Genomic DNA, 13,152 nt, shown 5'->3' on the forward strand with positions numbered 1-13,152 from the left:
GCCCTCACTTGGGCTTGTCAACCTCGTGCCCGATGACACCGCCCACCGCGGCACCGCCCAGGGTGCCTGCGGTGCTCCCGCCGGTGAGGATGGCACCCCCAATGGCACCCACCCCCGCGCCCACCGCGGTGGACTTTTCCTGGTGGGTCATGCCCGAGCAGCCTGCCATCCACAACGTGAAGGTCAACGCAATCACCGACAGGGCCGCGCTGCTGGGCGAACGGTGTGCGATGGAGCGGAATGAAGTGGTGGTCATGGGTTGCTTTCAGTGGAGGAAGGGAATGTCCCCGTGAACATCTGGACGGGGTAGGGTGACCTTAGAGGCTCGCGTGTCCGGGGTCTGTGCGTCAGCAAACAGACACCCATTCCACCGACCCTGACACTGCCCATTCCCCTTGTTCTTCCACCGAATCAGCGAGTCCACCATGACCACCACGCACACCCCTTTGCCTGCGCCCCCCACATCCAACGCTGACACAGCGCCTGTGGCCCATGCCCTTCAAGCGGCTGAGCGTTCGGTTGTGCACTTGACGGAACAGGTGGCGGATCTGTCGCGGCAGGGGGTGCATGCGGTCCAGGACACCGCGCAGCAGGTTCGCCAAAGGATGCAGCACGCCAATGACTGCACCGCGGCATATGTTCGAACCCAGCCACTGAAAGCGGTATTGATGGCCGCGGCCCTGGGTGCCCTGGCCGTGGTGGTGCTGAACTGGGTGGGCCGCCGGGGAGACAGGCCCCATTGAGGGGGGCTTGCCGCGCCAGGGTCAGTCCCGCAGGGCTGAGGCAAAGGCCACCTGGCTGCGTTCCCGTTTGGCCTGGTACATGGCCCTGTCGGCGGCGGCCAGCAGCGCCGTCGGCGACGTGCCGTCCTGGGGGCAACGGGCCAGCCCAATGCTGGGGGTCACCCGCAGCTTGACCCATCCGCCACCCGTCAACGGCAACGTGACCGGGCTGGCCAGCTTGTCATGGATTTTGTGAGCCAGCAGCGCCAGCTGCTGATCGGTCTGAGTGCCTTCCAGCAGGCATGCAAACTCATCTCCACCCACACGCGCAACGACATCGCCCGCCCGCACCGCGGCCAACAGCCGGGTGGCCACGGCCTTGAGCAGGCTGTCGCCAACCACGTGTCCGTGCTGGTCGTTCACGTTCTTGAAGCCATCCAGGTCCAGGAACACCACACAAGGGGCGGGGATGTCCGATGTGTCCTTGGGCGAGGGTGCGTCCCAGGCCGCCAGCACTTGGGTCAGACGCGCCATGAAGTGCCTTTGGTTGGGCAAGTGGGTGAGACCGTCGTGCATGGCCAGGTGGTGTGCACGGCGCTCGCCAGCGCGGGTGCCCTCCAGTTCCCGGTGGACGGCAGCCAGGGCGGTCTGTGCGGTCAGCACTTGTGCCTGGAGGAGCTCGCAACGGAGCAGGCAGTCCTTCAGGCTTTGGGTGGTTGGGCTGTCCTCGGGGCTTTGTGGCACCCACAAACGGCCCGTTTCATGGGGATGGTCGTGCTTCATCTGGCACTCTCACAACGCCGCGGGTGCGGGGTTTCACAACCGACCTGAGACAACCAGAACCAAGAGCACGATCAGAAGAATGCCGATGCTGCCACTGGGCCAATAGCCCCACTGGTTGCTGTGTGGCCACGTGGGGAGTGCGCCCACCAGCATCAGGATGAGGACGATCAACAGGATGTTGCCGAGGGACATGGGAGCTCCTTGTGGTGGGGTGTTGCGCTGCGTCTGGAGCCATTGGAACCTTGTGTCCAACGTTCGACTGTCTGTCAGCGCACGCATGCCCTGCGAAAGGCGCATGGAGCCCGCGTGTCACACCGCCTCGGTGGGGGGCAGCAAGCGGTCGTACTCCTTCTTGACCACGGCATAACATTCGCACGTGCGCCGCTCCAGGCCCGCCCGGTCGAGCACATGGATGTGCCCGCGTGCATAGCTGATCAGGCCGGCTTTCTGGAGTTTCAAGGCCCCTTCGGTCACCCCCTCCCGACGCACCCCCAGCATGTTGGCAATCAGCTCCTGTGTCATGACCAGTTCGTTGCCGGTCAGGCGGTCCAGGCTCAGAAGCAGCCAGCGGCACAGTTGCTGGTCCAGGCTGTGGTGGCGGTTGCAAACGGCCGTTTGGGCCATTTGGGTGATGAGCGCCTGCGTGTAGCGCAGCATCAGGTGCATGACCGGGCTGGAACGGTCGAACTCGTCTTTGATCACCGCCGACCGCATGCGAAAGCCCCACCCTGCGCTTTGCACCACGGCGCGACTGGGGGTGGAGCCGCCCCCCATGAAGATGGAAATGCCCACCACCCCTTCATGCCCGACCACGGCGATTTCGGCGGACGAACCATCTTCCATCACGTACAGCAAGGACACGATGGCGTTGGTCGGGAAATACACATGGTGCATGGTGGTGCCGGACTCGTACAACGCCTGCCCCAGCTTGAGCTCGACTTTTTCCAGCTGCGAATGCCAGCGTTCCCAATCGGTCTCCGGCAGTGAAGCGAGCAGATCGTTGGCTCTGGGGTCGTGGGCCAGTTTCATGTGTTTCCCTCCTTTGGCAGATCCGTCCTCTGACCCGTGTTGTGGCGAGAGGGTCTGCCGCTCACTGTACGTGGTTTGGCTGGAAGAACTGTGCGTTACCGTACACATCGTTTCCCGGTTGTCGCCCCCGTTTCTGTGTGATGGGGCAAGGGGGTCACCGGCCAGGCGGTGTCAGCGGAACCACAAAGTGATGCTCACCGGTCAATGGCGCCCACGCGAGGGGCTGGCCCGGCCACAGCAATTGGGCCTGCCCTGCGGCGAGTGCCTGATGGACGTCGGCTGGCGAGCCCCGCAGCAGGGTGAAGACCAGGCGGCGGGCGTCTCGCACCAGGGTCAGCTGCGCACGTGGCCAATGGCTGGGCAGGCAGGGCTCCAGTCGCAAGGTGTCCGCCTGCCAATGCAGGCCCAGGATGGACTCCACCCCCGCTCTGTGCATCCAGCCCGCCGCGCCGGTGTACCAGCTCCAGCCCCCTCGGCCCACATAGGGGGGGTGGCTGTACACGTCACCCGCGGCCACGTAGGGCTCCAGGCCATAGGTGGCACCCCAAACCGGGTGTGCAGCCCGGTGGGCGGGGCTGAGGTACGTGAAGTAGCGGTACGGCGTTTCGGCATCGCTCCCCTGTTCGCGTGCCAGTTGTGCACTGGCCATCAGGGCCCAGACCGCGGCGTGGGTGTATTGGCCGCCGTTTTCCCGCACCCCCGGCGGGTAGGCCTGGATGTACCCGGCGTCAGGTCGGGCCGTGACCAGCGGTGGCGCCAACAACTGCACGAGCCCGAACGACGGGTTGACCAACAGCCTGTCTGCGCTGGTCATGGCCGTCAGTTGACGCTGCGGCGGCGCTGCATCCGACAAAACGGCCCAGGCCTGAGCCAGCAGGTCGATGCGGGCTTCGGGCTGGGTGTGTGACCCCAATGGACTGCCGTCGTCAAAGTAGGCCCGCTTGTACCAGGCCCCATCCCAGGCACCCTCCCTGGCATCGCTGTCCGGTGCGTGGGGTTCGACACCGTTCAGCGCTTCGTGCCAGCCGACCAGGGCCCGTGCCCATCGCTCCGCCCTGGCGGTGTCCCCCCGGCTCCGGGCCAGTGTCACCCAGTCGGGGGTGATGGCGCACAAGAACCAGGCCAGCCACACCGATTCGCCCCGGCCCCCATGGCCCACGCGGTTCATCCCGTCGTTCCAGTCGCCCGTTCCCATGAGGGGCAGGCCATGGGCTCCGGTGCCCAGGCTGTGGTCCAACGCCCGTGCCGCATGCTCGTACACGCTGGCGGGGGTGTCACCGGCCACGGGGGTGGTGTAGCTGTCCTCGGCCCCCTCGGGGATGGGGGCTCCCTGCAGGAAAGGGACGGCCTCGTCCAGCAAGCTGGCATCCCCCGTGGTGCGCTGGTGATGGTGGATGGCGAACGGCAGCCACAGCAGGTCGTCGGAGAAGTGGGTGCGCACGCCGGCCCCGCCCGGGCTGTGCCACCAGTGCTGCACGTCTCCCGCCTCGAACTGGCGTGAGGCGGCCAGCAGGATCTGCGCGCGCAGCATGTCGGGGCGCGCCCAGGCGAGGGCCATGGCATCTTGCAACTGGTCGCGGAACCCGCTGGCCCCACCCGCCTGGTAGTACCCAGCTTTGGCCCACAAGCGGCACGACACGGTCTGGTACAGCAGCCAGTGGTTCAGCAGGGCGTCAAACAGCGGGTCCGGTGTTTGCACCTGGCAGGTGCCCAGCAGATCCGCCCACGCGTTGGATGTGGCCCGTTCGCGCTCGGTGGGCGGGTTCAACAGGGCTTGTGTGGCCAGTGCTGCCGCTGCGGCCGGGGTGGTGGCGTGGCCCAGGAGGAACACCTGGCTCACCTGTTGCCCGGGATGCAGCGTGAGGCGTCGCGCCCAGGCGGCACACGGGTCCAGCCCCCATCCGCTGTGCTCACCCAGGCGATGGGGCAGCACCATGTGCCCTTGCGAATCCACAAACTCCCGTCGGTCGCACGTCCACTCGGGGCGGTCGGTTTCTGGCAAGGGCGGGCCGTCGGGGGTGGGCATGGCAAAGAACGCGGTGTTCCCGCCGAAGCCAGCGGCTTCTTCCGCCTGCGTGCACAGCAGCACGGTGGCGGGGTGGGCTCGCGAGGTGACGGTGGTGGCACGGTCGGTGCGGTGCTCGCCCATTTGCCACTCGACCATGCCCAGCAGCCGCAGGTGTTGGCGCGTGGCGCCGTGGTTGGTCAGCTCGATGCGGACATGTTTGACGGCGGCCAAGCGGTCCACACACCACACCACGCTCACGGCCAGATCCCCACGCCGGTGTGTCACCCGGGTGGTGCCCATGCCGTGGGACACTCGGTAAGCCACGTGGGGATCGCCCCAGGCACTGGGGCTCAGGCTCCACACCGCCTGGCTGCGCCGATCTTGCAGCACCAACCACTCGCCAGGTGGGTCGGCCACAGGGTCGTTGGCCCAGGGGGTCAGCTGGTGCAGGCGGCTGTTGCGTGCCCAGGTGTGGCCGCCCCCGGCCTCGGACACCAGGGCCCCAAACTCCGGGTTGGCCAGCACGTTCACCCAGGGCCGCGCGGGGCGACCGTCAGCGCTTGTTTCAAATGTGAAGCTGCGACCGCCATCGGCAAACTGGCCGGTGCAGGTGGATGGGGGGAGGGCGGGGCGATTGGCGGGGATGCGGACCGGCACGCTGCCCGGCCAGTGGCCTGGACCTTCGAAGGCGGGCAGGCGGCTGTCGCGCTGCCACGCCAGCCAGGCCAGCACATGGTGGCGCAGGGGGCGGCCATCCGCTTGCAGGCGAATGCGGGCCAGACCGTCCAGGGTGGTCAGCTGTCCTTCCGTGAGGTCTTGCGCGCGGTGCAGGTGCAAGTGGGTCGACGACCCCAAGGGCATGGCGCGTTGGTCCGCCATGTAGCTTTCACGCAGGGCCATCAGTTCCAGGTGCAAGGGCATGTGGTACGAGTGGGCCTCGCTGCTCAGAATCACCACGTCGCAAGCCAGCCCACAGCGGGCCCAACCGCGAAGCACTTGCAGCAACGTGCGCAGCAAACCCAGCCCTTGCAGCACGGAAATCTCCACCAGCAGCAAGGGCTGGTCACCGGACAGGGCCAACGGCCACAGCTGGCGGCGGTCGCAGGTGGGTCCGGGGGCTGCGTTGGACGCTTGTTTGGGCAAGGTGAACAGCAGCGCCGTGACCAGCGTTTGCAGCACGGGCCAGAAGTCGGGTCGCATGGGGTGCGGGCCAGATCGGATGTCCGCCAACGTGGCGGACATCACCGAGGAACGCTCCACCGAACTGGGTTGCCGGTATTTGTCCAACACGGCCAGCAAGGTGGCGTGGTGGTCGGTGGCCGCGGTGCCGAACGTGACCACCACTTGCCCACCCGGCGGCACCCGCACCCGCACCGACAGCACCGACACCGGGTCCAGCCCGGTGGTCAACGGGCCTGACGCCTGTGAGGCCGTCTGGAGGATGCACTGGGGGCCACTGGGCGCATGGTTGCGCCCCAGCCAAAGCTGGCGGTCCGTCTGGTGCTGCACACCCAGGACTTCTCCCTCCGTGTGGGCCACGAAGTGGGCGCAATGCATGGGGTTTTCGGTGGTCAGCCGGGGGGTGCGTTGAAACACCAAGGCCTGGGTGGCTGCATGCCAGTGGGCCTGCACAAACAGGTTGGAAAACGCGGGGTGGGCTTCGTCGGCCCGGCGGGAGGTCAGCGTCACGTCGAACGCGGCCATCAAGTCCAGCGCCAAGGCCTGATCGCCCGTGTTGCACAGCAGCACGCGGCGCAGTTCGATGTCGTCTTCCGGGCTGATCCACACGCTGACCTGGGCGCGCATGTGAGGCCACTGGGCGGAAAACTGAACACGGTCTGCGTGAAACTCACATTGGTACGTTGCCTGAGGGTCTGGTGCGGGGTGCAGGGTCAGCGAACGAGGCCCCGGGGTGGCATCGGTGCGCACGTACAGAAACTGGCCCCACGTGTCGCGAAGGACATCGTCGCGGCAGCGGTGAATGTCGGTGTCGCCCCACCGGCTGTGCCCGGCCCCATTGGGCCTCAAGCCCAGGCTGTAGCGTCCATTGGAGAGCAGCAGCGTGGGGGGGACGGCGCTTTCTCCCGGTGCCAGCCATTGGGTGTGATCCGCCGGTCGGCGAAGCGACGCCGCCGCGGGCAGCCCGGGCGGCGGGGCCCGGAGCACGGGCACCTGGCGGGGGGCACGCTCGTGCAGCAGTGACTGCACCGCCTCCAGGGCCGGATGGCCCATGCCCCAGCGCTGGGCCACCTGTTCCAGCAGCACGTTGGCCAAGGCCACGATGGTCATGCCTTGGTGATGGGCCATGTGCGTTTGCACACGCATGACCTGTCTGCCACCGGTCTGGCGGGATGGGGTGAAGTCCAGCGCCTCGCAAAAGCCGTACGGCCCCCGGGCGGCCAGCGCTTCCAACGCATGCAGGTTGGCGCAGGCCAGCGGGGCGTTCACCTGTGCGGCCAGCGCGGTGGCATAGGGGGCCACCACCCGTTCGGCGGCCGGTGTGCGGCGCAAGGCCAGGCGAGGCACACCTTGCGGCGCGTACTGGTAGGCCAGGGAGGTGTCGCGCTCCGCGTAACCACACTCGGACATGCCCCAGGGCATGTGAAGGTGGCGCACGAACGCCACCTGCTCGGTCACGGCGGCCTGGCCCGCCTCACGCAATGCGCTGCCACGGGGCTCTGACAGGATCAGGCCGGGCATGAGGTACTCGAACATGGACCCCGACCACGAGCGCAATCCGGCCCGCATGCCCACCGCAAAGCAGGGCCGCCCCAGGGCCGCCCAATGGATGACGGGGACATCGCCTTTGGCGATGGCCAGCAGGCTGGTCATGCGCGACTCGGAGGCCAGCAGGTCGTAGAAGGCGCTGTCCAAGGCCTGCTCTTCCACCCGGTACCCGATGTGGAACAGGTGCCTTTTGGGGTGGTACAGAAATGTGTAGTCGGGGGCCCACGCCAGTGTCTCCAGGTGGCTGGCCACGTCGTTCAGCCGCTGGGATGCGCGCGCCGAACCGTCCGGCGTTTGGCTGGCCAGGACATCGCGCTGCGCCGACGACAGCGTGCTTTGCAGGTCCGCTTGCAATCGGGCCCGTGCGTCTCCCGAACGGGGCGCAGCGGGCGGTTGCAGCCGGGCATGGCACCGCTGCAGGGCTTGAGCGCCGGGTCTGGGGTCGAACGGGGCTTTGGCCCATTCGCGGCAGGCCTGGGCGGTGGCGAGCAGGTGGGCACTGAGGTTGCCACTGTCCACGGTGGACACATAGCGCGGGTACAGCGGCTGGAGGGTGTGGGTGTCCGTCCAGTTCATGAAGTGGCCGCGGTGGCGCGTCAGGGTGTCGAGGGTGGCCAAGGTGGCCTCCAGCCGGTCCAGCAGGTCTTGCGTGCCCAGCCAGCCAAATTGGCGGGCGCACACGGCACTCAGCAGGTACAGCCCCACGTTGGTGGGCGAGGTGCGGGTGGCCACCATGTCCACTGGCGAGGTTTGCAGGTTGTCCGGCGGCAGGTGGTGGCTGCTGGCGTCCACGGTGCGTTCGAACAGTCGCCATGTGTCCCGCGCCACCCCGTGCAGGGTGCGCTGATCGTCCGGGCTGAGGGGGGTGGCGCGGCGCGGCAACCTTTGGCCTGCGGCCCACGACAACGCGGGCGCGGCCCCCCAGGCCAGCAGCACGCTCACCACGGGCCATGCCAGCGGGGCCTGCATCCACCACAGGCCCGCCAACAGGCCCAAGGCCAGACCCGCAGGGGCCAGGTGTTGCACCCGGCGGGCCATCTGGGGGCCGACGGTGGGTGTGCTCAGGCTGGCGGCGGTCTGCCAGGCCAGCAGCTGCTGGCGACTGATGGCCAGCCTGTGCAGGGTGCGGACCACCGCATCGGTGTGGCGCAGGGCCTGCACCAGCAATTGACTCAGCTGCCACAGGCCCCCGGCCAACGCCCGGGTCATGTCCAACGCAGCCTGTCCGTACCACCGCCGCCAGGAAAAACTGCCCTGTGCAGGCACCCAGTCGGCCGCGGCGGCCAGCACCGGGCCTGCCCAATGGGCCGACAGCACCAGGGCCAATGTGGCCTGTGGTGTGGCACCGATGCCGACCATGGACAGCAGCAGCAACAACGCCGATGCCGGCACCCACAGCGATCGCCGAAGGTTGTCGATCAACTTCCAGCGGTTGATCCCCGCCATGGGCCAGCGGCTGGGCCAAACCACAAAGGGCAGCAGCTGCCAATCGCCCCGGGTCCAGCGGTGAAGGCGCTCACTGGCCACGTCGGGCTGAGAGGGATCGGACTCGATGAGGGTGACGTCGCTGAGCACGGCACAGCGGGCCAAGGCCCCTTCCAGCAGATCGTGGCTCAGGATCTGCTCCGCAGGCAGCCGCCCGCGGCCCAACACCGCGTGCGCGGCGGCCACATGGATCAAGCCCTTGCCGTGGAAGCTGCCCTCGGCAAACAGGTCCTGGTAGACGTCGGACGACATGGCGCTGTAGGGGTCGATCCCGCCCACCCCGGCAAACAGCCAGTGGTAGAGGGTGTTCTCCGTTCGCGAGGGCAAGGGGGGCCGCACACGGGGTTGCAGCAGGGTGTACCCGGCCACCACACGCCGCCCGCTGCTGTCCAGCCGCGGGTGGTTTTGTGGGTGAGCCGCCACCCCGACCAAGGCCCGCAGTTGGCCGGGGGGCAACTGGGTGTCGCTGTCCAAGGTAAGGAGGTGACGGACGCCCGGTGCGGGGGTGCTCAGGGCCCCCAGGGCCAGAAAGGGCGAGGGGGCACCGGTGGCCAGGGTGGCCATCAGCTGTTCGAGCTTGCCGCGCTTTCGTTCCCAGCCCATCCAGTTTTGCTGCGTTTCACAGGGGCTGCGAGCCCTGTGCAGCAACAGGAAGCGGGAGAAACCGCCGACATCTGAAGGCGGGTGTTGCCGGTTCAGCTCTGCAATGGCCTTTTGGGCTGTGGCCAGCAGGTCCGCGTCGGTGGGCATGCTGGGACGGTCGGCGTCGGTCCAGTCGCTCAACAGGGCAAACTGGGCATGGGCCTCGGGGTTGGCCAGGTGGTGAAGGTGCAGGCGGTGCACCAGTTGGGTGATGGTGGCGGCATCGCTGAGCAGGGCGGGCACGACCACCAGCACGCGCTGCTCGGGCGGGATGCCCTGTGCCAGTTCATAACGCGGCAAGTGCGTGGGTTTCACCGACTCGCTGACGAGGCGGTTGACCACGGCCACCACGGTTTCCGAAGCAGGGAACCACAACAAGGCCCAGGCCAGCATGTTCAGGGCCGGGGCGCTTGACTGGGTGATCCACACCAGGGTGGCGCTTCCCAGCAGGAGTGCGAGCAGGTAGGTGGGCAGGCGGGAGAGGGTGCGCAGGGTGTGCAGCGCCCCCGCCGCCCGCCGATCCAGCCCCAGCTCGGCATCCAACGTGGCGCGTCCGGGGCCATGGAGCCAGTGTTGGGCCAGGGCCTCGGGGCCGGTGTGGGCCTGCATGTGGTTCATCAGGCGGGCCGCCACGGCCGATTCGTCCTGTGCGCAGCGGGCCGACAGGCGTTCGATGGCGTGCAGGGTGTGGTCCCGTGTGGCGAAATCTTCCGCCGAAAACACGGGGGAGGCCAGCAGCGTTTGCATGACCAGGCTGGTGCGGGTGACGATGTCGGGCCAGTCGGTGGAGCCCATCAACCGCAGCGAGGTGACGGCATTGCCCATGCTGAGGTTGTCGGCGGCCTGATCGGCATGTTGTTGCGCCTGGGCTGTGGCCAAGTCCGGCAGCTGTCCCTGCAGCCACAACCGGGTCCGGGCCAGGGCCGAGCCAGGGTCCAGGGTTCGTCGCCCCGCCAGGGCTTGGGCCAACTGGGCGGTGAACACCCGCTCCACGCCCCGCAACGCCAGCGCGCTCACGGTGCGCTGGATCGCGTCCAGGTCGATGCGCTCTCCCTGGTCTGCATGGTGCTGGGCCAACAGGCTGGCCGCCTTGTGCGCGGCCAGCCGGTCGGCCAGGCGGCGCAGGTTTTCCACCAGCACCACCCGCAAGGTGGTGGGCAGGGCCCACAACTCGGCCTGCGTCAGTTCGCGCTGGGTTTGGTACGCCTGCAGGAAGTGGACCAGCAGCGCTTCGTCGAAGGCGCTGTCGGTGTGCGCCACAAAGGCCCACGCCACCCCGTAGATGCGGGGCAGCCCCGCCAGGGGCTCTTGTTGCAGAACGGGCAGGCTGCGGTAGAAGCGGCGTGGCAGGCCTGCATGTATTTCCCGCAACTGGTCTTCGATGACATGGAAGTTGTCAACCAGCCAGTCGGCGGCAGGGGAGAGGCCATGGCCCTCGTGGATTTGCTCGGCAATGTAGCGATGGGCGGATTGCAGAAAGCGGATGTTGTGGCGCAGGCGTGGATAAAACGTGGCCTGCCCGAACACCGCTTTGGCGGCATGGTGGGTTTGTCCCAGGCTGATGCCGTGCTGCGCAAACCGCTCCAGGCCAAAGATTTCAGACCGGATGGGCGCACTGGCAAGGCCATGGGTCCGCTCCAGCACAGGCGCCAGCTTGGGGCTCCACCCGGTCCAGAGGCGCCAGCGGTGGGGGGCTTGCATGCCTCAGCTCAGCCACAGCCCGCCCACGATCAACAGGGTCAACGCCAGGGTCACCGTCGCAAACCGGGTGGCCATCCAACCTTGCATGGTCGACGCCCCACTGCCCAGGATGGCCAGGTGGCTGTGCCGCATTCGGCACAGCGCCAGGTGACTTTGCAGCGCGGATTGTTCTGGGATGGACACGTCGGCGGTGCGACCGGCGCTTGCGGTGTACCAGCGTGGGGCTTGGGGTGTGACCTGTGACATGGGGGCTCCCGGTGGATGGAGCCTGTTTGTAGGCGCAAGGGCACTCACGGTCTGTGCGGGGGCGTACGGACGGGGCGGGGCCGGGCCTCCAAAGTCCGGTCCACGTGGTCGGCTTCCGGGATGGATGCGACGGGCCACGCGGCACCCTGGTGACCCGGGGGAGGTTCAACTCGCAAGGCAATGCCATGAACTTGTCACAGAAACGGCTGCAGGCATGCACCGACGTGCAGTCGCTGACCACCGAGCTGGTGGCCACCTGCAAGCCCTACGGTGCCATCCGCTACTTGAAGGTCCTGATGGCTTCTCGACGAGGGCGACCGCAGGCCCTGTGTTTCTGGCAGATGGCGGATGCCGAAGCCGAACAGCAGCTCATGGCGTTGTTGCATGCCCATCGGGTGGCCAGCTACCTGGTGCTGGTGGTGGCCTTGCCGCGGCCCTGGGGTGAACCCCCCCGGGCTGGCCGCAGGCCTGCACAAAACCGGGAGCATGTGCTGTGGATGTGAACCTCACCCCCATCTGGCAGCCCGGGCCGTGGGCCTACCACGCCTTGTCCACCGTGGCGGCCCTGTTGTTCGCCGTGATTGCGGTGATGGCGGTGTACGCGGTTCGCCATGGTGTGCTGACCCTCAACCGCCTGCTGGGTCGGCAACGGCACCCCTACCTGGACATCGACCAGGCCACCTGGCCCTTGATCACGGTGTTCATCGCCGCGCACAACGAAGAAAAGGTGATTGCGGGCTGTTTGCAGGCGCTGCTCAACTCCAACTACCCGCCGCCGCAGTTGAAGATCGTGCCGGTCAACGACCGCTCCAGCGACGGCACCCGGGCCATCATCGACGCGTGGAGCGCCCGTTACCCCGGGCGCATCATCCCGTTCCACCGCACCACGGGCAAGTCAGGCAAGGCGGCAGCGCTGAAAGACGCCTTGCAGCATGTGCAGGGCGACATCGCCATCATCTTCGATGCCGATTACATGCCGGGTCGGGGCCTGCTCAAGCAACTGGTGGCCCCGTTTTTCGACCCCGAGGTGGGGGCGGTGATGGGGCGGGTGGTGCCCCTCAACACCGGGGCCAATCTGCTCACGCGCATGCTCGACCTGGAGCGTGCGGGGGGCTACCAAGTCGATCAACAGGCCCGCATGAACCTGCGGCTGGTGCCCCAGTACGGCGGCACGGTGGGGGGCGTTCGACTGTCTGCCGTGGCCGCCGTGGGGGGCTGGCACGACGACACGCTGGCCGAGGACACCGACATCACCTACCGCCTGCTGCTCAGCGGCTGGAAGACGGTCTACACCAACCGCTCGGAGTGTTACGAAGAAGTGCCCGAGGACTGGTCCGTGCGCATCAAGCAGGTCAAGCGCTGGGCCAAGGGGCACAACCAAGTGATGCTGCGCCACGGTTACCGGTTTGCCTCCAGCCCGTTCCTGAGCTGGCGTGAACGTCTGGACGGCCTGTTGCTGCTGTTCGTGTTTGTGCTGCCGCCCGTGCTGCTGCTGGGCTGGCTGCTGGCCATCGGCCTGTACTTCTTCAACGCCGGGGACTTGCTCACGCAGCTCATTTCCGTGTTCGCCCTCATGGCCTACGGCACCTTGGGCAACTTTGCGGCCTTCCATGAAATTGCGGTGGCGGTGCTGTTGGACGGCAAGCGCAACCGGCTGCGTCTGCTGCCTTTCAGCCTGCTGGGCTTTGTGGTGAGCCTGGTGGCCATCTCGGTGTCCGTCTGGGATTTGTTCATGGACCGTTTGTGGCGGCGCGACATGGTGTGGGAAAAAACAGTTCGCTACAGAAAGCCGAGCATCGAATGAACCAA

Annotated in this window: 9 protein-coding genes; 3 read left to right on the forward strand and 6 right to left on the reverse strand. The window is 67.3% G+C overall.

Annotated features, from left to right (window positions below; genetic code table 11):
* Positions 1-4: 4 nt before the first annotated feature.
* On the reverse strand, positions 5-256 hold the full coding sequence (locus ACYVB7_RS01895; protein ID WP_460504859.1) for a glycine zipper 2TM domain-containing protein: 252 nt from the start codon (positions 254-256) through the stop codon (positions 5-7).
* A gap of 169 nt (positions 257-425) precedes the next feature.
* Here ACYVB7_RS01895 and ACYVB7_RS01900 point away from each other — a divergent pair, with 169 nt between their 5' ends.
* On the forward strand, positions 426-743 hold the full coding sequence (locus tag ACYVB7_RS01900; protein ID WP_460504860.1) for a hypothetical protein: 318 nt from the start codon (positions 426-428) through the stop codon (positions 741-743).
* 21 nt (positions 744-764) lie between these two features.
* On the opposite strand, the gene ACYVB7_RS01905 is transcribed toward ACYVB7_RS01900, so the two are convergent.
* The 5 genes from ACYVB7_RS01905 to ACYVB7_RS01925 form a co-directional block, all read right to left on the reverse strand.
* Entirely contained in the window at positions 765-1,505 is a 741-nt protein-coding gene (locus tag ACYVB7_RS01905; protein ID WP_460504861.1) for a diguanylate cyclase, read from the reverse strand.
* A 33-nt stretch (positions 1,506-1,538) separates the two neighbouring features.
* Positions 1,539-1,697 (reverse strand): DUF3309 family protein, encoded by a 159-nt coding sequence (locus tag ACYVB7_RS01910; RefSeq protein WP_460504862.1) that lies wholly within the window; start codon positions 1,695-1,697, stop codon positions 1,539-1,541.
* A gap of 117 nt (positions 1,698-1,814) precedes the next feature.
* Entirely contained in the window at positions 1,815-2,534 is a 720-nt protein-coding gene (locus ACYVB7_RS01915) for a Crp/Fnr family transcriptional regulator (protein ID WP_460504863.1), read from the reverse strand.
* Between the two features lie 154 nt (positions 2,535-2,688).
* Positions 2,689-11,097: a GH36-type glycosyl hydrolase domain-containing protein gene (locus ACYVB7_RS01920; RefSeq protein WP_460504864.1), complete on the reverse strand. Its 8,409-nt coding sequence runs from the start codon at positions 11,095-11,097 to the stop codon at positions 2,689-2,691.
* Positions 11,098-11,100: 3 nt separating this feature from the next.
* On the reverse strand, positions 11,101-11,343 hold the full coding sequence (locus ACYVB7_RS01925; protein WP_460504865.1) for a hypothetical protein: 243 nt from the start codon (positions 11,341-11,343) through the stop codon (positions 11,101-11,103).
* 185 nt (positions 11,344-11,528) lie between these two features.
* Between ACYVB7_RS01925 and ACYVB7_RS01930 the strand changes: the two genes are divergently transcribed.
* Both ACYVB7_RS01930 and ACYVB7_RS01935 read left to right on the forward strand, forming a co-directional pair.
* Positions 11,529-11,846 carry a hypothetical protein gene (locus ACYVB7_RS01930; protein ID WP_460504866.1) on the forward strand — a complete coding sequence of 106 codons (318 nt, stop codon included), beginning with the start codon at positions 11,529-11,531 and terminating at the stop codon, positions 11,844-11,846.
* Positions 11,843-13,147, forward strand: coding sequence for a glycosyltransferase family 2 protein (locus tag ACYVB7_RS01935; RefSeq protein ID WP_460504867.1), 1,305 nt, complete (start codon positions 11,843-11,845; stop codon positions 13,145-13,147). The genes ACYVB7_RS01930 and ACYVB7_RS01935 overlap by 4 nt, the downstream gene beginning before the upstream one ends.
* Positions 13,148-13,152 lie beyond the last annotated feature (5 nt).

The sequence above is a fragment of the Hydrogenophaga soli genome, assembly GCF_054777695.1.